The sequence below is a fragment of the Streptomyces sp. NPDC019443 genome (assembly GCF_044389785.1).
GTDB lineage: Bacteria > Actinomycetota > Actinomycetes > Streptomycetales > Streptomycetaceae > Streptomyces.
Genome location: NZ_JBIRYJ010000001.1, coordinates 1,172,130 through 1,189,219 on the forward strand (window position 1 = coordinate 1,172,130; position 17,090 = coordinate 1,189,219).

Annotated in this window: 15 protein-coding genes; 12 read left to right on the forward strand and 3 right to left on the reverse strand. The window is 69.3% G+C overall.

What is annotated here, in order from left to right:
- Positions 1–182 precede the first annotated feature (182 nt).
- Genes ACH492_RS05315 through ACH492_RS05360 form a run of 10 tightly spaced genes read left to right on the forward strand, consistent with a single transcriptional unit; the run spans position 183 to position 9,021 of the window.
- On the forward strand, positions 183–1,886 hold the full coding sequence (locus ACH492_RS05315; RefSeq protein ID WP_398982918.1) for a hydrogenase maturation protein: 1,704 nt from the start codon (positions 183–185) through the stop codon (positions 1,884–1,886).
- Positions 1,887–1,923: 37 nt separating this feature from the next.
- Complete coding sequence (locus ACH492_RS05320; protein WP_398982920.1) at positions 1,924–2,979, forward strand: hydrogenase expression protein HypE; 1,056 nt, start codon at positions 1,924–1,926, stop codon at positions 2,977–2,979.
- A gap of 29 nt (positions 2,980–3,008) precedes the next feature.
- Positions 3,009–4,793 (forward strand): nickel-dependent hydrogenase large subunit, encoded by a 1,785-nt coding sequence (locus ACH492_RS05325; RefSeq protein WP_398982922.1) that lies wholly within the window; start codon positions 3,009–3,011, stop codon positions 4,791–4,793.
- Positions 4,794–4,803: 10 nt separating this feature from the next.
- The gene (locus ACH492_RS05330) at positions 4,804–5,364 is read left to right on the forward strand and encodes a NifU family protein (RefSeq protein WP_398982924.1); all 561 of its coding nucleotides are present in this window, start codon (positions 4,804–4,806) and stop codon (positions 5,362–5,364) included.
- On the forward strand, positions 5,361–6,053 hold the full coding sequence (locus tag ACH492_RS05335) for a DUF5947 family protein (protein ID WP_398982926.1): 693 nt from the start codon (positions 5,361–5,363) through the stop codon (positions 6,051–6,053). The genes ACH492_RS05330 and ACH492_RS05335 overlap by 4 nt, the downstream gene beginning before the upstream one ends.
- Positions 6,038–6,244 (forward strand): hypothetical protein, encoded by a 207-nt coding sequence (locus ACH492_RS05340; RefSeq protein ID WP_398982928.1) that lies wholly within the window; start codon positions 6,038–6,040, stop codon positions 6,242–6,244. Before ACH492_RS05335 ends, ACH492_RS05340 begins: the two co-directional genes overlap by 16 nt.
- Positions 6,241–6,930, forward strand: a complete 690-nt coding sequence (locus ACH492_RS05345; protein WP_398982930.1) for a DUF6084 family protein — start codon at positions 6,241–6,243, stop codon at positions 6,928–6,930. The genes ACH492_RS05340 and ACH492_RS05345 overlap by 4 nt, the downstream gene beginning before the upstream one ends.
- Entirely contained in the window at positions 6,927–8,012 is a 1,086-nt protein-coding gene (locus ACH492_RS05350) for a hypothetical protein (RefSeq protein WP_398982932.1), read from the forward strand. Before ACH492_RS05345 ends, ACH492_RS05350 begins: the two co-directional genes overlap by 4 nt.
- Positions 8,009–8,893, forward strand: coding sequence for a hydrogenase maturation protease (locus tag ACH492_RS05355; protein ID WP_398982934.1), 885 nt, complete (start codon positions 8,009–8,011; stop codon positions 8,891–8,893). Before ACH492_RS05350 ends, ACH492_RS05355 begins: the two co-directional genes overlap by 4 nt.
- The gene (locus tag ACH492_RS05360; RefSeq protein ID WP_398982936.1) at positions 8,890–9,021 is read left to right on the forward strand and encodes a DUF6893 family small protein; all 132 of its coding nucleotides are present in this window, start codon (positions 8,890–8,892) and stop codon (positions 9,019–9,021) included. The genes ACH492_RS05355 and ACH492_RS05360 overlap by 4 nt, the downstream gene beginning before the upstream one ends.
- Before the next feature lie 65 nt (positions 9,022–9,086).
- Here ACH492_RS05360 and ACH492_RS05365 read toward each other — a convergent pair whose 3' ends face one another.
- Entirely contained in the window at positions 9,087–10,166 is a 1,080-nt protein-coding gene (locus ACH492_RS05365) for a mechanosensitive ion channel family protein (protein ID WP_398982938.1), read from the reverse strand.
- Between the two features lie 245 nt (positions 10,167–10,411).
- Positions 10,412–11,269, reverse strand: a complete 858-nt coding sequence (locus tag ACH492_RS05370; RefSeq protein ID WP_398982940.1) for a helix-turn-helix transcriptional regulator — start codon at positions 11,267–11,269, stop codon at positions 10,412–10,414.
- Between the two features lie 134 nt (positions 11,270–11,403).
- On the opposite strand from ACH492_RS05370, the gene ACH492_RS05375 reads away from it, so the two are divergent.
- Positions 11,404–12,099 carry an SDR family oxidoreductase gene (locus tag ACH492_RS05375; RefSeq protein ID WP_398982942.1) on the forward strand — a complete coding sequence of 232 codons (696 nt, stop codon included), beginning with the start codon at positions 11,404–11,406 and terminating at the stop codon, positions 12,097–12,099.
- A gap of 309 nt (positions 12,100–12,408) precedes the next feature.
- Positions 12,409–12,582, forward strand: a complete 174-nt coding sequence (locus tag ACH492_RS05380) for an alpha/beta fold hydrolase (RefSeq protein ID WP_398982944.1) — start codon at positions 12,409–12,411, stop codon at positions 12,580–12,582.
- Here ACH492_RS05380 and ACH492_RS05385 read toward each other — a convergent pair.
- Complete coding sequence (locus ACH492_RS05385; RefSeq protein ID WP_398982946.1) at positions 12,574–17,088, reverse strand: tetratricopeptide repeat protein; 4,515 nt, start codon at positions 17,086–17,088, stop codon at positions 12,574–12,576. The genes ACH492_RS05380 and ACH492_RS05385 overlap by 9 nt on opposite strands.
- Positions 17,089–17,090: the final 2 nt, after the last annotated feature.

Consider the following 17,090-nt stretch of genomic DNA (forward strand, 5'->3'; position numbering starts at 1 on the left):
GCCCCCGGATGACGGAGGCGGGGCGGTCCCCGATTCCCCCCGGTGGCCCAAGCACGGCGCGTCCGGCGGGCCCGCGGCGGCGCGGGAGCGAACATCAGGGTGGCGCGTGCCCACCGGGACCACTGCTCCGGAACCCGGTGCACGCGCTCCCACTCACTCACCGGCTCGGAGGAGGCGACGTCATGCGCGTGCTGCTGGTCGCGAGCGCGTTCAACAGCCTGTCGCAGCGGGTCATGTGCGAGCTGCGGGACCGGGGGCATTCGGTCGCGGTCGAACTGGCCGCCCGTGACGCGCCGAGCCCGGAGACGGTCACCCGTCACGCGCCGGATCTCGTCATCGCGCCGATGCTCACCACCGCGATCCCCAAGGAGGTGTGGTCGGCCCGCACATGTCTGATCGTGCATCCGGGGCCGCCGGGAGATCGGGGGCCGTCCTCGCTCGACCGGGCCGTGCAGGAGGGCGCCGGGCGGTGGGGGGTGACGGTACTTCAGGCTGTCGAGGAGATGGATGCCGGTCCCGTCTGGGCGTCAGAGGCCTTTGACGTTCCGGCCGTCGGCAAGAGCGATCTGTACCGGGGCGAAATGACCGATGCCGCCGTGAAAGCCGTTCTGCGGGCGGTGGAGCGCTTCGCCTCGGGCACGTTCGAACCACGGCCGCAGGGCTCGGAGGGCTCGTTCCGCCCGTATCTGCGCCAGGAGGAGCGCCGGATCGACTGGTGCTCGGAGCCGACCGCCGCGGTGCTGCGGAAGCTGCGTGCCGCCGACTCCCATCCCGGTGTGCTGGACACCTTCCTGGGAGGGGAGTGGTACCTGTGCGGTGGGCACGAGGAGGACGCGCTGACGGGCGCACCGGGCGAAGTCCTGGCCACCCGCTACGGCGCCGTGTGCCGGGCCACTGTCGACGGAGCCGTGTGGATCCCCCAGCTGCGTTCGCGCGGACGGGCGGGCGGCCCCCGGACGTACAAGCTCCCGGCGGTCATGGCGCTCGGTGACCGGCTGCCCGAGGTGCCGGAGCTGCCCGCTCCGCTCCAGTCGGCGGCCGGGCGGCGCAGCTGGACGGACATCCGGTACGAGGAGGCGGGGACCGTTGGCTTCCTGCGCTTCTCGTTCCCCGGAGGTGCGATGAGCACCGATCAGTGCCGTCGGCTGCTCGGCGCGTACCGCTTCGCCGCCTCCCGGCCGGTCGACGTGCTGGTGCTCGGCGGGGCCAGGGACTTCTTCTCGAACGGCATCCACCTCGGCGTCATCGAGGCCGCCGACGATCCCGCCGCCGAGTCCTGGGCGTGCATCCAGGCGATGGACGACCTGGTGGAGGCGGTGCTGACGACCACGGACCGGCTGGTCGTGGCGGCGCCGGCAGGCAACGCGGCGGCGGGCGGAGCGATGCTGGCCCTGGCGGCGGACGAGGTGTGGTGCAGGTCCGGGACCGTGCTCAACCCCCACTACCGGCTGATGGGGCTTTACGGGTCGGAGTACTGGACGTATACCCTGCCGCGCCGGATCGGCGCCGAGGCGGCGGAGCGGCTGATGTCTCAGGCGGCGCCGGTGAGCGCCGCGACCGCGCTGCGTCTGGGGCTGGCGGACCGGGTGCTGGATTGCGGGCCTGAGGAGTTCGCCGGGGAAATTGCCCGTTCGGCTCAGCGCCTCGCTTCTTCCGCCCGGCTCCGCGCACTGGTCGGCCGGAAGAAGGCGGAGCGGGAGCGCGACGAGGCCGTCAGGCCACTGAGCGGCTACCGGGCCGCGGAACTGGCGCGAATGCGGGAGATCTTCTTCGAGCCGGGCTCGCCGTACCACGCCCTCAGGTCGGCGTTCGTGCGCAAAACAGCCACGCCCTGCTCTGCCCCCTCACGGGCGCGTCCGAATTGTGAGCAATATCAGCCCGTGTGAGCCTGCTGCGGAAGCCTTCGGCAGAAAGGAATGTGCCATGAGTACCGAAACCGAGGCTCCTCCGAGCGCCGTCGAAGAGGTCCACATCCTCTGGACCTCGGAAGGGATGAGCTGCGACGGGGATTCGGTGTCGGTCACGGCTGCCTCGCTGCCCAGCCTGGAAGACGTCGTCCTGGGCGCCATTCCCGGCCTCCCCAAGGTCGTCCTGCACAACAAGGTGTTGTCCTACGAGTCCGGCGACGACTTCATGCGGGCCTTCCACCAGGCCGCCCGGGACGAACTGGGAACGTTCGTCCTCGTCGTGGAAGGGTCCGTGCCCAACGAGCGCATCAACGGGGACGGGTACTGGACCTCGATGGGCAATGACCCGGAGACCGGTGAGCCCATCACCTTCAACGAGTGGATCGACCGGCTCGCCCCCAAGGCGTTCGCCGTCGTCGCGATCGGAACATGCGCTACCTACGGCGGTATCCATGCCATGGCCGGCAACCCCACCGGCGCCATGGGCCTCGCCGACTATCTCGGCTGGGACTTCCGCTCGGCCGGCGGTATGCCGATCGTCAATGTGCCCGGCTGCCCCGTCCAGCCGGACAACTTCATGGAGACCGTGACCTGGCTGCTGTACCAGGCGGCGGGGGTCGCCCCGCCCATCCCGCTCGACGAGCAGCTGCGCCCGACGTGGCTGTTCGGCAAGACGGTGCACGAGGGCTGCGACCGGGCGGCGTACTACGAACAGGGCGACTTCGCCAAGGACTACAACTCTCCCAAGTGCCAGGTGAAGATCGGCTGCTGGGGACCCGTCGTCAACTGCAATGTCACCAAGCGCGGCTGGATGGACGGCGTCGGCGGCTGCCCCAATGTCGGTGGCATCTGCATCGGCTGCACCATGCCGGGCTTCCCCGACAAGTTCATGCCGTTCATGGACGAGCCCCCTGGTGGCAGCGTCTCCTCCACGATCCTCAGCTCCTCCTACGGCCCGCTCATCCGATCCCTGCGCGCGATCACCAACAGGGCGGCGAACCGTGAACCCAAGTGGCGCCACCGCCGCGCGGAACTGACCTCCGGCTACGCCCCGCGCTGGCCCCGCCGCTGACCCCGTCGACGCCCCGAAAGGACTGTGCCTTGTCGAGTGAGACCGTTCCGCCCGAGCAACGCGACCTCACCGATGTCGCCTTCGACCCCATCACCCGGATCGTTGGCAACCTCGGCATCTATACAAAGATCGACTTTCCTCGCCGTGAGGTGGTCGAGTGCCGCAGTACCTCGTCGATCTTCCGTGGCTACAGCGTCTTCATGAAGGGCAAGGATCCGAGGGACGCGCACTTCATCACCAGCCGGATCTGCGGCATCTGCGGTGACAACCACGCCGTGTGCTCGGTGTACGCGCAGAACATGGCGTACGGGGTGAAGCCGCCGCCGCTCGCTGACTGGATCATCAACCTCGGCGAGGCCGCCGAGTACATGTTCGACCACACGATCTTCCAGGACAACATGGTCTTCGTCGACTACTGCGAACGCATGGTCAAGGAGACCAACCCCGGAGTGTGGGAACGCGCCGAGCGCACTCCGGCACCGCACGCCGAACTGCACGGCAATCGCACCATCGGCGACATCATGCGCTCGTACAACCCCTTCGAGGGGGCGACGTACAAGGAAGCGCTCGTGATGAGCCGCCTCACCAGGGAAATGATCTGCCTGATGGAGGGCCGGCACGTCCACCCCTCCACCCTCTACCCGGGCGGGGTCGGTACCGTCGCCACGCCGCAGCTCTTCACCGACTACCTGGTCCGGCTCACCCGCTGTCTCGACTTCGTCAAGCGGGCCGTCGCCATGAACGACGACGTGTTCGACTTCTTCTACGAGGCCCTGCCCGGCTATGAGGAGGTCGGGCGCCGACGGACGCTGCTCGGATGCTGGGGCGCATTCCAGGACCCCGAGATCGTCGACTACGACTACCGGACGATGAACACCTGGGGGAACTCCATGTTCGTCACCCCCGGCATTATCGTCGACAACCAGCTGGTCACCACCGACCTGGTCGACATCAACCTCGGGATGCGCATCCTGCTCGGCAGCTCCTACTACGAGGACTGGACGGCCGAGGAGACCTTCGTCGACAAGGACCCGCTGGGCAACCCCGTTGACAAGCGCCATCCATGGAACCAGACCACGCTTCCGGCACCGCAGAAGCGGGATCTCGACGGCGGCAACTACAGCTGGGTCATGAGCCCCCGCTGGTACGACAAGCGCACCGGCGACCATCTGGCCCTCGACACCGGCGGCGGCCCCATCGCCCGGCTGTGGGCGACCGCCCTCGCCAACAAGGTCCACACCCCCTACGTCCGCTCCACCGGGCACAGCGTCGAGATCGACCTGCCGAAGACGCCCAGCAGTCCCGAGGTGCGGCTGGAGTGGAAGCCGCCCGCATTCCCCAACACCATCGAGCGCAACCGCGCCCGTATGTACTTCGTCGCCTACGCCGCCGGGATGGCGCTTCACTTCGTGGACAAGGCCCTCGCGGAGGTACGGGCCGGGCGCACGAAGGTCTTCCAGGACTTCACGGTCCCCGACGAGGCGATCGGCGTCGGCTTCCACGAGGCCGTCCGCGGTGTCCTCTCCCACCATCTGGTGATCCGCGACAAGAAGATCGCCAACTATCACCCGTACCCGCCCACCCCGTGGAACGCCAGCCCGCGGGACATGTACGGCACGCCCGGGCCGTACGAGGATGCCGTGCAGGGCTGCCCGATCTTCGAGGAGAACGGCCCCGAGGACTTCAAGGGCATCGACATCATGCGCACCGTGCGCAGCTTCGACCCGTGTCTGCCGTGCGGCGTGCACATGTACCTGGGCGGCGGACGGACCCTGAAGCAGTCCCACTCGCCGACCTTCGGCGCACTCTCCTAGGAGGCGGGGCATGCCCTGGGACGATGAAGAAGCCCGCCGCCATGTGCTGAGGCTCGAAGAACTGCTCGCCGCGCTGGGCGGCCTGCCGGACCACGCGGCGGCGGCCCGCGCGAACGACGCCGTTCAAGCGCTCGTGGATCTGTACGGGGAGTGCCTGCGGCGGATCATGGGCCAACTCGCGGACGGGGCCGAGGCCGTGCGACGGCTCGCCGGCGACGAACTGGTCGGCCATCTGCTCCTCGTACACGACCTCCACCCGGACCCAGTGGCAGCCCGTGTCGAGGCGGCCATCGCCGAGATGCGGTCCGTACTGCGGCGCAAGGACGGTGACATCGAGCTGCTGGGCCTGGACGGCGCCGTCGCGCGCGTACGGCTGACGGAAGGCGGCGGCGGTGGCTGCGGCTGTTCGGCCGAGCCGCCGGACGCCGCCGTGCGGGACGCGGTCATGGGCCACGCTCCCGAGATCGAGCAGGTCGAGATCGAGACCGTACGGGCCTCCGAACCCCAGGCGCTGATTCCGGTGGACTCGCTCTTCCGGAGCCCCGTCACGGCCGGCCGGGAGACGGGATGACGACACCGACGTTCGCCGCCCGCCGACTGCGCCGACTGGCTCAGGGAGGGACGCCGTCCCGAGCCCGGCGCACCGCGTCGGAGGGCGCCGACGACGAGCGGTGCGACCTGTGCGCGGAACCGATCCCGCCGGACCACCGGCATCTGCTCGACCCGGGCGCGGGCACGGTCTCCTGCGCATGTCCTGCCTGCTCGCTGCTCTTCGACCGCGGGCAAGCAGGGGGAGCACGGTATCTGCTGCTGCCGACCGCCCGGCGACGGCTGGAGGGCTGCGGCATCGACGACATGGTGTGGGCGGGGCTCGGTGTTCCCGTCGACCTCGCGTTCTTCACCCGGTCCGCGACGTCTGGGCTGGTGAACGCCGCCTACCCCAGCCCTCTGGGGCTGATGCGGTCCGTCGTCGACCTTGCCGACTGGTCGCGAGTGGAGGCAGCCCATCCCGCCCTGTCCGCCATGGCTCCCGAGGTCGAGGCGCTGCTGGTTCACCGCGCCCACGGCGGCGGCTCCCATGAACCGCAGTACTGGCTGGTGCCGCTCGACGACTGCTACCGCCTCGCCGCCCTGGTGCGCGCACACTGGAAGGGGCTGGGTGGGGGACCCGAAGTGTGGCAGCAGGTCGACGGTTTCTTCCGGGCATTTTCCACCCGCCCTTCCCCCGACACCCAGGAGGCGTCATGGGCATCACCGTAGGCAAGCCGGATGTACGGACCGACAGAGCCGCGCACGTCGCGGGGGTGCGCCGCGGCAATCACCGCGGTCTTGTCAAGCGCCAGCCGGGCCACCGGCCCGACGACACATCGACCGCGCGGCGCTCCACGGGCATCAACGCCAGGCACCGCGAGCCGATCATGCCCGATATGCCGAATCTCTCCCCGGCATGACCGCATCGCAGCAGGATGCCGTGGTCACCCGGGCCTGTCCCGATCTGACGTTCGCGGTCACCGCCGTGGAGGCGGAACCCTTCGCGGCGGTACCGACCCTCCGGTTCACGCTGGAGGTCGCCCGGGAGGGGGGCGGACCGGTCCGGGGCATGGCTCTCACGACCACGGTGCGGATCGACGTGACCCGGCGGACGTACGCGCCGGACGCGCACCGGGCGCTGACCGAGCTCTTCGGACTTCCCGAGGAGTGGAGCCGCACCATGAGGCCGCTTCAGTGGGCCCGGACCACCGTGCAGGTGCCGCCCTTCGACGACCGCACGTCCGTGCCGCTGCTTGTGCCGTGCGGTACGGAGACCGAGCTGGCCGTGACGAAGTATCTGCGCGCGGTCAAGGACGGTGAGGTGCCTCTCGGGTTCCTCTTCAACGGCATGGTCTTCTACCAGGCTTCCGGTCCGCCGCCGGGTGGCATGTTGCGGACCGCTCCCGTCCCCTCGTCCGCGGAGACCTTCTGCCACATGCCCGCCGGCCTCTGGCACGAGCTCATCGAGCGCTACCACGGCACCACACCGTGGCTACGGCTGCCCCGGGAGATCCACGACCGGCTCGACGACTACCGCGCACGGCACACACTGGGCAGCGTCGGCGACGCCGTACGCGCTCTGCTCGACCGCTCAGGAGCACCATGAACACTGCTGTCACCGCTGCCACTTCTGCCACGGCATCCGTCGACACGATCGCCCGCACCTGCCTGTACGAGGGCTATCTGCTGTGGCCGTATCGCAGATCCGCGCTCAAGAACACCAAACGCTGGACCTTCGGCGGAGTCTTTCCCGGGGGCGAGTGCGCCGAGGTGCTCGGTGAGCCCGCGTCCATCACTGCCCAGGTGCTGCTGGAGCACGGCGGCACGCCGCGAGCGGTGGCCGTACGACTGCGGTTCCTCCAGGTCGTGGACCGGCAGGTGGTGCGCGAAGGCCCGCACGGGCCGGAGCCGGTGGACGAACTCACCGTCAACGGTGAACGGCATCTCGCGTGGCAGGAGGCCACCGAACGGGAAGCCCTGATCACGGTCACCGTTCCCGGCGGGCCCCGGAACACCGCCGTCGACATCCCCGAGGGCTCGCAGACCGAGCACTTGACTGATTCCTCCGGGTGCCGAGTCGGCAGCGTCATCCGGAGCTGGCGGCGGCTGACCGGGATCCTGACCTTTGAGTCGCAGCCGACAGTGCACGGCGTTGACAGGCTCACCGTGCGAGTGGAGAACACCACCGCCTGCCCGGCGCCCGAGCCCGCCGACCGGGATGCCCGCGAGCGGGCCGCCTCGTACGCCTTCTCGTCCACCCATGTGATCCTGCACAGCGACGAAGGCCGGTTCGTCTCGCTCCTGGACCCGCCGGAGCGGCTGCGCGGGGCCGCCGCGAGGTGCGTCAACCGGGGTGTGTGGCCGGTCCTCGCCGGGGAGGGGAGCGGGCACACCTCGCACACCGTGCTGGCTTCCCCCATCACCCTGTACGACTTCCCCACGGTGGCCCCGGAAAGCCCCGGCGATCTCTTCGACGGTACGGAGATCGACCAGCTTCTCGTGCTCAGCGTGCTCAGCCTGACCGAGGAGGAGCAGGCCGAGGCCAGAGCCTGCGACCCCCGGGCCCGGGAGATTCTGGACCGGTGCGCCGGACTCGACCCCGGCGCGATGGCGGCGCTGCACGGCGCGATCCGCGAATTCCGCCCTTCAGCCGCATCGCCGGCCTTCCCCTCGCTGGAGGACGCATGAATCAACGACGACAGCCGGTCGCGGCAGATGAGGCCGTTCCGACGACCGTCCTGGTGGACGGTGTGACGGTGGGGCGCGGGACCCGGGTGCGACTCAAGCCCTCGCGCAGGGCCGACATCCTCGACCTGGCGCTCGTCGGCCGTGAGGCCGAAGTCGACGCCGTCGAGGAGGACTTCGAAGGCCGGCTCCACCTCGCTGTGCTGGTGCAGGACGATCCCGGGCGGGATCTGGGAGCGAGCGGGAAGATCGGACATCGCTTCTTCTTCACTCCCGAGGAGGTGGAACCTCTGAGTCCCGACCACGAGAGCGTGTCGCATCGTTCCCGAGTACTGGTCGCAGGCATCGGCAACATCTTCCTCGCCGACGACGGGTTCGGACCCGAGGTGATTGCCGCCCTGCGGGAGTGGCCGGTTCCGGTGGGCGTGCACGTCGTGGATTTCGGCATCCGGGGCATGGACCTGGCCTATCGGCTGCTCGACGGCTACGACGCCGCACTGCTGGTCGACGCGGCGCCCCGGGGCGAAGCACCGGGCACCCTCACCGTCATCGAGCCGGACCTCCCCCCGGAGGCGGGTCTGCCCGAGGCACACGCAATGGATCCCGTAAAGGTGCTTGCTCTGGCTCGGCGGCTGGGCGACGGACACCTCCCGCGGGTACTCGTCCTGGGCTGCGAGCCACAGGTACGCATGACGGGCGAAGAACCGGATGTCGTGGTGGGACTCAGCGAGCCGGTGCGGGACGCCGTCGCGCGTGCTGTGCCGCTCGTCGCGTCCGTCGTCGACGCCCTGCTGAAAGAGCCCGTACGAGGGTTCGGCGACCTACCTCCTGAAAGAGCGGCGGTCCGAACGAAGAACGAGTCGAGAAAAGGTGAGTCTCTGTGAAGAACGGTATTTTCATTCCGGCCGGCGTGGTTCGCGTCGTCGTGGGCGCTCTGGCCGTAGCGGCGACCGCGATCGTCCTTTCGGAACTACCCGAGGCATGGCGCTACTACAAGATGGAGACCATGTGAGCCGATGAGGTGCGCTGCCGGACCCGGCGTGCGGAGAGTACGCGGCGTACGCCTGGCCCGCCCCGCTAAGGCACAGACTCCGTCGCCTCGCGTTGGTGCGGGAACGCTACAGGCGCATCCCTCTGCTGTACCGTCACGGTTCGCGTCGGAGCGGGAATCGTGATGCCCTCCTTCCGATATCGCTGATGCAACTGCTTGATGAACTCGTGCTTGATCCGGTACTGGTCGCTGAACTCGCCGACCCCGAGGATTACCGTGAAGTTGATCCTGGAATCCCCGAACGTGTGGAAACGGACGGCCGGTTCATGGTCAGGAACGGCGCCGGTGATATCGGTCATCACGTTCTCGACGACTTCGGTCGTCACCCGCTCGACGTGCTCGAGGTCGCTGTCGTAGCCGACCCCCACCTGGACCATGATCGACAGCTGCTGCTCCGGCCTGTTGAAGTTGGTCATGTTGGTGCCGGCGAGCTGGGCGTTGGGGATGATCACAAGGTTGTTCGACAGCTGACGCACCACGGTGTTACGCCAGTTGATATCGACGACATAGCCCTCCTCGCCGCTGCTGAGCCGGATGTAGTCGCCGGGCTGCACCGTCTTCGAGGCGAGGATGTGCACGCCTGCGAACAGATTGGCCAGGGTGTCCTGCAAGGCCAGAGCGACCGCCAGACCGCCCACCCCCAACGCGGTGAGCAGCGGCGCGATGGAGATGCCCAGGGTCTGCAGAACGACAAGGCAGCCCATCGCCAGAATCACGACGCGCGTGATGTTGACGAAAATGGTGGCCGATCCGGCCACCCCCGACCTGGACTGTGCCAGGGACCGCACCAGACTGGTGATCACGCGGGCCGCCGTGAGGGTCGCGGCCAGGATGAGCAGCGCCGTCAGCGTCATATTGACGTTGTGTCCGACTCTGGCGGTCAGCGGAAGCACCGTGGCCGCCACCGCCGCGCCCCCAGCTATCGCCGTCCAGGGGACCAGGGTCCGCAAGGCGTCGACGACGAAGTCGTCTCCGCTCCATCGCGTTCTGCGCGCCCGTTCTCCCAGCCATCGCAAGGTCGCGCGCAGCAGCAGGCCTGCCGCGATGCCCGCGGCCAACGCGATCCCGGCGACGATCAGGTCGTGCAGCGTGAGGGCCCGGTTCATCGGCCTGCTCCCGTCGTACGGGGGAGAGGCCTGACGGTGGCATTCGGTGCAGAGCACCGGATGTGATGTTTCGTCACCTTGTTGTCTGCTCGATTCTCGGGTGTGCGGTCACGTCGGGACATACGGACCGACCGGTCCGACGCGATCGCCCATCCTGCCGCATGTGGTCGTCCGCGCCGCGGCTGACCCCACCTCGGCTCAGCTCCGAGGCACGGCAGCCGCCGTCCCGGATTCGCCGCCGACTTCTATGCCGGGGTGCTGCCCTCGGTCATGGCCTGGGTGCCGATGACGACGAGGAGCTTGAGCTTGTCGGCGGCGTCGCTGTTGGGCGCGGCGGTGTAGGTGACGATGCGCAGATCGCTGCCGGGGGCGATGAGCACGTCGCAGTCGAGAGTGAGCGTTCCGATGTCGGGGTGGTGGATGGTCTTGGTGTCCGTCTCGTGGACTCCGACGATTCCGGTGTCCCACAGGCGTGCGAAGTCGGTGCTGACGCCCCGCAGGTCCTTGATCAGTGAGCGCAGGCCGGCGTCGGCGGGGTAACGGGCGGTCGCCGCTCTGAGATCGGCGACCACGGCCGCCTCGAATCGGGCCTCCTGCTCAGGGGTGTGGCTGACCCGGCCGGGCAGGCCGGCGAAGTGCCGCCACACGATGTTGCGCTCGCGTCCGCGCAGCGAGGACGCGTCCCCGAACAGCGCGGCCCACATTGGGTTCCAGAGGATCAGGTTCCAGGCGGCGTCGTGCACGCTCAGCGGTGCGCCGTCCAGCTGGTCGAGCAGCCGCCGGACACCGGGTGGGATGTGCGCCGACAGCTGTCCGGGGCCGGGCGCCGGCTGCCCCGCGAGGAGGAACAGATGCTCACGCTCGGCCGCCGACAGCCGCAGAGCGCGGGCGAGCGAGGACAGGACCTGCGGGGACGGCGAGGTTGCCCGGCCCTGTTCGAGGCGGGTGATGTAGTCCACCGACAGGCAGGCGAGCTGAGCCAGTTCCTCGCGCCGAAGGCCCGCTGCCCGCCGTACACCGCCGGTGGGCAGTCCGACCGTGGCGGGGGCTATCCGGTCGCGCCAGCCGCGCAGTGCTGTGCCTAGCTCCCTGGATTCACTCACGCCCCCAGTATCCCGCCACCGCGCCCGAACAGCCTGGTACTGGCAGTCCACAGGCAAAGGCGGGTACTGCCTGTACGTCCCTGGTGCCGTGAGGCTGGAGGCATCACCACCCCACCGATTACCGGAGCGAACGCATGACCACCACACTGATCACCGGAGCGAACAAGGGCCTCGGCTTCGAGACGGCCCGCCGCCTGATCTCGGCCGGGCACACCGTCTACATCGGGGCACGCGACGCCCGGCGCGGGCGGGAGGCGGCCGCCAAGCTCGGCGCCCGCTTCGTCCAGATCGACGTCACCGACGAGGACTCCGTCAAGGCCGCCACCGAATTCGTCCGCGAGGACGCCGGCCGCATCGACGTCCTGATCAACAACGCCGGGATCGCGGGTGCGGGCAAGCCGGTCGGCGAGGTCACCGGGTCCGACATGCAGACCACCTACGACACGAATGTCTTCGGTGTCGTGCGCGTCACGCACGCCTTCCTGCCGCTCCTGGAGGCCAGCAGCGCCCCGGTCGTCGTCAACGTCAGCAGCGGCCTGGGCTCGCTGGCGGCGACCTCCGACCCGGGCCGCATCGAGTTCCACGTGGCGCTGCTGGACTACAACTCCTCCAAGACCGCCCTGGTCATGATCACCTCGCAGTACGCCAAGGCGTACCCGGCCATCAGGTTCAACGCCGTCGACCCCGGCTACACCGCCACCGACCTCAACGGTCACCAGGGCACCAACACGGTCGAAGCGGGCGCGGACATCATCGTCCGCATGGCGGCCATCGGCGCCGACGGCCCGACCGGCGGCTTCTTCGACAAGACCGGCCCGGTCGTCTGGTAACCCCAGGCCGACACACCCGAGAAGGGAAGAGAACCATGGCGCAACGCCTGGTACCGGTGACGGTTCACGCAACCGCCCACCCGGATCCGACTACGGTCTTTCCGATTGTGATGGACATCGAACTGCCGCTGATCTTCAGGAACGGGTCGCGACCGGGCCGATGGCTTGGCGCCCTCACGGGCGGCGGGCCGTCCCCTGGAGGGCATCGACTCCGGTCGTTCGGCGGACCGTCGGGCACTACCTGAAGCGACCGGCTATGGCCGCGTCGGTGCTGACGGGGTCGGCGAGGCGTTCGGCGAGCCGATGCGCATGTCCGTCACCTACGGCGCGAAGGACGCCATTACACGCCCCGAGATGCCGAGGCGCCTTCTCGATCTGAACAGCCACGCGACGCTGTCGGTCTACGCAACGTCCGTACACGGCCCCTTCTACGACGATGCGGCACGCTTCAACCGTGAGCTGAGCCGCTTCGCGTCAGCGTGATCCGTCCTTGTCCTCGTCCTTGTCCCCGGGATCGGACACGGCCGAAGCCCCGGTGGGTAGTTCGGCAAGGAGGGTCCTTGCCCGGCGCAGTACGGTGTCATCCGCACCGTGGTCGCCGGCGATGGCCTTGTCGAACCAGTAACGCGCTTCGTCGGGCAGGCCTTCTCCTTCGGCGGCCCGACCCAAGAGGACGAGCAGGTCGAGCGGGAGCCCGAGCAGCGAAGCCGTCCCCTTCGGCCCCAGGGCAGGGGCGGCCGCAGGGGCCGCCCCTGTGACCCGGGCATCAGTCGTCAGGTCCGCCTTGCCCGATGTCCCCGCTGCGAGCTCTGGAGCAGGCTCGGCCCAGGGATTGGTGCTCGGTGGCAGGGCGCGCACGGGGGGCCGGTGTCCGACCGCGTGTCCCGAATCCTCCAGTGCCAGCAGCGCCTGGGCTCTGGCGTCCATGTCGACCGAGGCGGCGGCTTCCTCGAAGTACTCCTGTGCCTCGTCAGGCCGTCCCCCCAACACAGCCAACTGGCCGAGTACGACGAGGCCTTGTGGCCGGTGTTCCGTGTCGTCGGAGCGGGCCAGGGGAAGCAGTACCTCCTGCGCCTCGGCCCAGCGGTCGAGCTGGGCCAGCGCGCTGCCGAGGTAGCGCCTGGCCAGTGGTTCGATCGCGGCCACCTCGCAGGCGAGCGCCTCCGCGAGCGCCTCCCTCGCTCCCTCGAGGTCGTTCTCGGCGAGCAGGGCGACTCCGATGAGCGCGACGGCCCTGGGTGAGGCTTCCGGGTCGTCCATGTCAAGTGCGGCATGCAGATACTGCTGGGCGACCGTGGTGTCCCCGGCCTCCAGCAGATACTCACCGCGGCCCACCAGGGCGATCGCCGCCGCATCGGGGCGGTCGGAGGCGGCCGCTTCGTCGAGCAGTTCCAGGGCCGCGTCAACCTCGCCCTGGCGCAGCCGAAGTGCGCCCAGGTGGGCGCGGGCCAGCGGAGCCATCTCGGTCGCGACGCCACTGTCGGAGGCCAGCAGGGCCTGGAAACGCGCCGCCGCTTCGTCCAGCCGACCCGCGTCGGCCGCCAGCTTCGCGAGCTGGATACCAGCCAGGTCCACAGCCTCGGCCGAGTCCGACGCAGCGGCCCGCTCGAGGAGTTCACGGCCTTCGTCGGCGTGTCCCTGATGGATGCGCAGGATGCCCAGGAAGCTCGCGGCGATGTCGGCGAGCGACGACTCCGTCCTGACCTCCTCGGCCAGCAGGGCCTCGGACCGAGGAATCTCGTTGATGTCCGCGAGCATCAGTGCGAGGTCCACGCGGGCGACCGCGGCCCAGTACTCGTGCCCGGAGTCGATTGCCTTCCGATAAGCCGCTTCCGCTCCTGCCCAGTCGCCCCGGGCGGCCAGCGCGTCGCCCAGCAGATCCCCGGCGCGCGGGCCCTGGTCCGTCTCGGCGGAGTCCGCGATTCGGGTAAGCATGACGAGGCCTCGTTCGTCGCCGAGCCTGGTGAGCATCACTGCAAGGTCCATACGAGCGATGGAGGCCCACACAGAGTGGCCGGAGTTGATGGCCTCCCTGTACGCCGTCTCTGCACCTGCCCAGTCCTCCTGGGCGGCCAGCACGTCACCGAGCAGGTCGGCGGCGCGCGGGGCCTGTTCGGGGTGGTCCGAGCCGGCGATCTCGGCGAATGCGGCGCGGGCCTGCTCGTAGTCGCCGGCCTGTGCCCAGTAGGTGGCCTGATCAGCCCGGGCGGCCACCGCCCAGCCAGGATGCCTGGAGTCGACCACCGTCTGGAGTGCTTCGACGGCGCCCTCGAGATCCCCTTCGGTCGCCCGGACTCCGCCCAGCAGGCAGCGGGCGCGCAGCACTACCTCCGGATTGCTGAAACCCAGGGAGCGTTCCAGGAGTTCCCTGGCCTGTGTCAGTTCGCCCTGCAGGCACAGCAGCCAGCCGAGGGTGACCTCGGCATGCTGCGCGGCGAAGAGGTTGTCGGAACGGACGGCGGATTCGAGGAGTTCGCGGGCCTGGTCGAAGTCGCCCTGCTGGATGAACAGCCCGCCCAGACTGGCCTGGGCCAGCGGTACGACCAGGGGGTTGGCGGAGGATATGGCGGCGTGGAGGAGGTCGCCGGCGCGTTCCAGGTCGCCTGTGTCGATCAGAAGTGCGGCGAGGTTCGCCTGTGCGAGTGGCACGGCCTGGGAGATCGCCGATTCACGGACTGCGCGCGGCAGGCTCAGTGGTCCGCCACCGGCGCTGCCCGGGCGTCCCGGCGAGGTGGGTGACGTGTGCGGAGGAGCGGACGGTTCGCGCTTGTCCTGGGAGGGTGCACGCGCCGCCGACATCTCACCGCGCTGCACGATGAGTCCGCCGAGGTTCGCGGCGGCGAGCGGGACGATTTGCGGGTCTCCCGAGTTGAGCGCGGATTCCAGGAGTTCGCGTGCGCGGTCGAGTTCGCCCTGGGCGAGCAGCAGCCCGCCGAGACTGGCCTGGGCCAGCGGCGCCGCTTGTGGGTCGCGGGACGCGAGCGCCAACTCCAGCATGTGCCGCGCGTCCTCGATCTCTCCGACGAGTTGGAACAGGGCGGCCAGGTCGACCTGCGCCAGCGGCACAACGTCGGGCGATTGTGAGGCATGGGCTTCTTCGAGCAGTGTCCTGGCGCGTTCGAGGTCCTCGTTGCGCATCGCCACTTCGCCCAGGATCAGAGCCGCCCAGGCGATGACTTCGCGGCGTGCCGCGCTGTCGTGGGCGCGCTCCAGGGCGCTGACGGCGATGTCGGGTTCCTCGCGGGTGAACGCGGCGAAGGCGATGCCGAGCAGGTCGTCTGGCGGTACGTACTGCACCGCGTAATCCCAGGCAAAGCGCGGGACGAGTGTCGTTTCAGGGTCGCCGCGGCCGTCGACGTAGCCCGGCAGATAGGCGAATGCCTCGTAATGGTTTTCGCCGTCGTCTCCGCTTCCCAGGTACTCGCTCAGCAGGGCGATGCTGCCGGCCACGTCCTTGGTCGCCCAGTCGAGCGAGGTGTCGAAGGCCGCGTCCGTGGCGGCCCGGTGACTCGGTCCCGCCGCCAGATAGTGGACGAAGAGTTGCCGCAGGGCGGTTCTGGTGAGTGATGCCTCGCACCCCATCCGCTGCCAGTCGACGGCGGCCCGCACCACGGCCCAGCCTTCGGGGCACTCTTCCCTGCCCCCGTTGAGCCGATCCTCGAGGAGGGGAGCGGCGATCATCTGCTCGCCGATGCCACGGTCGGTGAAGTCCTCGTGCTCATAGAGGCGTTGTGCCTCGGGTCGGTCCTCGTCGCGCAGCAGACGGGGCAGAATGATCGGCGTCACCCTGCCGAGCACCTGGCGTGCCGCGCGATTCACCTCCCCCTTGGGGGCCTTGAGCCGGCTGTACGCCTCGGACGTGATCGTGGCGACCACGGTGACGGCCGGCTGGTGCCGTGCGAAGGCCTCGAGGACCTTCAGGTCGACGCCGCCCGGCCGCAGGTACTCGTGGATGTCGTCGAGCCAGAGCACCGCGCGGTCCCCGCCGGTGGGCAGTGACAACCTGCCCAGGTCGCCGGGCGCCGAAGGAGTGTCCTTGGGAACGATCAGCCGGGCGTCCGGGCACGCGCGACGCAGCAGTTCGATCAGAGTGCGGGACTTGCCGGCCTTGGAGTCCCCGGCCAGCAGGATGAACGGCTCGGTGTCCAAGGCGCTTTCGAGGAGCCCGTCTTCGTTCTGCCGGGGCACATACGGCGGGTCCGGGTCGCGTGCGAGATTCTTGGAGGGCGTCACGCCGATGTCGTAGATGCGGACGTCGCGGATCTTGGGCAGCTCTCCGTCCGGCCGCAGCGCCAGCGCCAGCAGGTTCTCGACCTCGGCGCGCTGTTCCTCCGCGACCGGCTCGCGGATCAACTCCCGAAGCGGCGGCCAGAATCCAGCGAGCGCTTCCACGGGGATCGCGTACCCGGTCCTGGGATCGTGCTTCTCACCGGGCTTGTCACGGGCGGCGACGATGCCGATGACACCCCCGAGCGTGATGTCCCACACGGGCGAACCGGAGAAACCGGGAGCCAGACCATGGCCGAGCGTGGACGTCGACTCGAGCTGGATCCAGTCCGGCCCCGCGCGCCCGCTGATCGTGCCGTTCGCGGATACGCCGCCCGCTCTGTGGTCGCCCTCCGGGTAGCCGTACACATGGAAGCGGTGGCCCCAGACGCCATTTTCGGTGGATACCAGGGGCGCGACGACGGCGGTTCTCGGCAGCGGGTTCTGCAGTTCCAGTACGGCCAGGTCGCCCGTCCGCAGGACGCTGTCCTGAGGGTGCCAGCCGCCCTCGACGACGACGGCGGGAATCGGTTCGTGCGGGTCTGCGTGGTGGAAGTGAACGAACAGGGGCCCCTCGGGCGGCTGTCGCCGATTGTTCGGGACCGTGACATGGGCGCAGGTCAGCACATGACGGTCGGTCACGAGCACACCTGCGCCGTTGGGCGCCCGGTCATGCGCTCGTCGGATGCTCACCAGCCAGGGTGCTTTCTCCCAGAGCACCATGA

What these genes read in the sequence shown, in the direction of transcription:
- ACH492_RS05315 (WP_398982918.1), top strand. Translation starts at nt 183, where the DNA reads ATGCGCGTGCTGCTGGTCGCGAGCGCGTTCAACAGCCTGTCGCAGCGG.
- ACH492_RS05320 (WP_398982920.1), top strand. Translation starts at nt 1,924, where the DNA reads ATGAGTACCGAAACCGAGGCTCCTCCGAGCGCCGTCGAAGAGGTCCAC.
- ACH492_RS05330 (WP_398982924.1), top strand. Translation starts at nt 4,804, where the DNA reads ATGCCCTGGGACGATGAAGAAGCCCGCCGCCATGTGCTGAGGCTCGAA.
- ACH492_RS05335 (WP_398982926.1), top strand. Translation starts at nt 5,361, where the DNA reads ATGACGACACCGACGTTCGCCGCCCGCCGACTGCGCCGACTGGCTCAG.
- ACH492_RS05340 (WP_398982928.1), top strand. Translation starts at nt 6,038, where the DNA reads ATGGGCATCACCGTAGGCAAGCCGGATGTACGGACCGACAGAGCCGCG.
- ACH492_RS05345 (WP_398982930.1), top strand. Translation starts at nt 6,241, where the DNA reads ATGACCGCATCGCAGCAGGATGCCGTGGTCACCCGGGCCTGTCCCGAT.
- ACH492_RS05350 (WP_398982932.1), top strand. Translation starts at nt 6,927, where the DNA reads ATGAACACTGCTGTCACCGCTGCCACTTCTGCCACGGCATCCGTCGAC.
- ACH492_RS05355 (WP_398982934.1), top strand. Translation starts at nt 8,009, where the DNA reads ATGAATCAACGACGACAGCCGGTCGCGGCAGATGAGGCCGTTCCGACG.
- ACH492_RS05365 (WP_398982938.1), bottom strand. Translation starts at nt 10,166, where the DNA reads ATGAACCGGGCCCTCACGCTGCACGACCTGATCGTCGCCGGGATCGCG.
- ACH492_RS05375 (WP_398982942.1), top strand. Translation starts at nt 11,404, where the DNA reads ATGACCACCACACTGATCACCGGAGCGAACAAGGGCCTCGGCTTCGAG.
- ACH492_RS05380 (WP_398982944.1), top strand. Translation starts at nt 12,409, where the DNA reads ATGTCCGTCACCTACGGCGCGAAGGACGCCATTACACGCCCCGAGATG.
- ACH492_RS05385 (WP_398982946.1), bottom strand. Translation starts at nt 17,088, where the DNA reads ATGGTGCTCTGGGAGAAAGCACCCTGGCTGGTGAGCATCCGACGAGCG.